The sequence below is a fragment of the Leucobacter sp. PH1c genome (assembly GCF_000633415.1).
In the GTDB taxonomy this organism is placed as follows: Bacteria; Actinomycetota; Actinomycetes; order Actinomycetales; family Microbacteriaceae; genus Leucobacter.
On record NZ_AYMV01000065.1, the window covers coordinates 1 to 2,038 of the forward strand.

A 2,038-nucleotide genomic window follows, 5' to 3' on the forward strand; every position below is an offset into this window, starting at 1 on the left:
CGGGGCCGGGCCTGACGCGTTCGGCCGGCGCCGCCTGAGGCGCCGCCGAGAGCCGGCTAGGCGCGCGGCGGCTGCGCTGCTGCGGCAGCGCGCGCGAACTCGGGGCCGTAGATGCGCCCCAGCACCTCGTCGCGCAGATCGAGGAAGGTGCCGTCGATGATGCTCGCGCGGATGCGATCGACGAGTCGCACGATGAACCGTTCGTTGTGAATCGTGGCGAGCGTCGACCCGAGCATCTCCTTCGCCTTGAAGAGGTGGTGCAGGTATGCGGCGGTGTAGTTCTCGCAGGTGTAGCAGTCGCAGCCCTCCTCGAGCGGCTCGAAGCGGCGGCGCTGCGTGGCGGCCTTCGCGTTGATCCGACCCGTCGCCGAGTACATGCTCCCGCCGCGGGCCTGCCGGGACGGGGCGACGCAGTCGAAGGTGTCGGCGCCCGCGGCGATGGCGGCGAAGAGGTCGTCCGGCTCCGAGATGCCGAGCAGGTGCCGGGGCTTCTCCTCCGGGAGCTCGTCGGTGACCCAGGACACGATCGTGCCGAGTTCGCTCTTCTCCAGTGCGCCGCCGATGCCGAAGCCGTCGAAGCGCTGCTCGGGCGCATCGGCGCCGCTCATCTCCGCGAGCCCGCGCGCTGCGGCTCGGCGGAGGTCCTCGTACTGCGCGCCCTGCACCACGCCGAAGAGGGCCTGGTAGGGGCGGTGCCCGCGATCCGTCGTCTGCCGCGCGTGCTCATCGAGGCAGCGGACGGCCCAGCGCGCGGTTCGGGCGACCGAGTCCTCCTGGTACGCGCGGGTGTTGAGGAGCGTGGTGCACTCGTCGAAGGCGAAGATGATGTCGGCGCCGAGCTCGTGCTGGATCCGCATGGATACCTCGGGCGTGAAGCGGTGCTTGTCGCCGTTGATGAACGACTTGAACGTGACTCCGTCCTCGTCGACGTGCGCGAGCCGCTCTTTGTTCTTCGCGATGACCTCGGCATCGGAGTAGGCGGACTCGGTCATGGAGATGACCTTCTTGAAGCCGACGCCGAGCGACATCACCTGGAACCCGCCCGAGTCGGTGAAGGTGGGGCCGTCCCAGTTCATGAAGCGGCCGAGCCCGCCCGCCTCGTCCACGAGGTCGGACCCCGGCTGCAAGAACAGGTGGTAGGCGTTGGCAAGTACCGCCTGCCCGCCGAGCTGCGTGACCGACTCGGGAAGCGTCGCCTTCACCGTCGCCTTGGTACCCACGGGGATGAAGGCCGGGGTCTGGATCTCACCGTGCGGCGTGCGGATCGTGCCGGCCCGGCCGAGCGGCACGTCGTCGCTTCCGCGCACGCCCGCGTCGAGGCGATGCTCCACGGCGAAACCGAAGTCTGCGGGAGTGGGCGGGGGAGTCAAAGGGATGCGCTCGTTCACTCGTCCATCTAAGCATCCGCGCCCCGGAGGCGGCCCCAGCTCCGGGAAGCGGTGGAACACGAAGAGTGGCGGCGGCGCTGTGGAGGGGGGAGCGGAGCAGCGGAGGGGTGCGGGGCGGTGGCGCGAACGCGGAGCAGTGAAGAGAGAGTGAAGGAGAGAGGAGCGGGGAGCGGGGAGCGGGGAGTAGGGCCTGCGCGCGGGACTGCGGGGAGGGGAAGGGAGACATGCAGCTGTGCCGGAGTTTTCGCGCCTGGTACGCGCCGCGCCCGGGAAGCGAGGTGGATCGGGCGGATTCGGGCACTTTCGGCCCGATTCTGGCCGGGGAGGCGCCGTGGCCGCATCACGGGGTGCTCGACAAGAATGGCGGAATCATGCGGAGACTCGCCCGGGATCGGAGCGTGGTTTGCCGTGGCCCGCGGATCTGCGTAATGTATTCCCTTGTCAGCGCGACAGGGCAGGCAGCGAGAGCGGCCAGGCCGGGAGCGGACAGCGGATCTTATGAAGATCACTCAGCCGGGAAGTTGAAACTTCCCACTGAAGTGTGTAAGATAAGATTCTCGTCGGGCCGCATGGAGAACATCAGTTCCCAGGCTCAACCCCCAACATTTGGGGTGAGTTGAGTGCGGTACGAGACAGGTTGCTGTTCGGAA

Annotated in this window: 1 protein-coding gene; it reads right to left on the reverse strand. The window is 68.5% G+C overall.

The annotated features are described in order from the left end of the window. Positions 1–56 precede the first annotated feature (56 nt). Positions 57–1,388: a tRNA guanosine(34) transglycosylase Tgt gene (gene tgt / locus U874_RS0113915; protein WP_029988534.1), complete on the reverse strand. Its 1,332-nt coding sequence runs from the start codon at positions 1,386–1,388 to the stop codon at positions 57–59. Positions 1,389–2,038 lie beyond the last annotated feature (650 nt).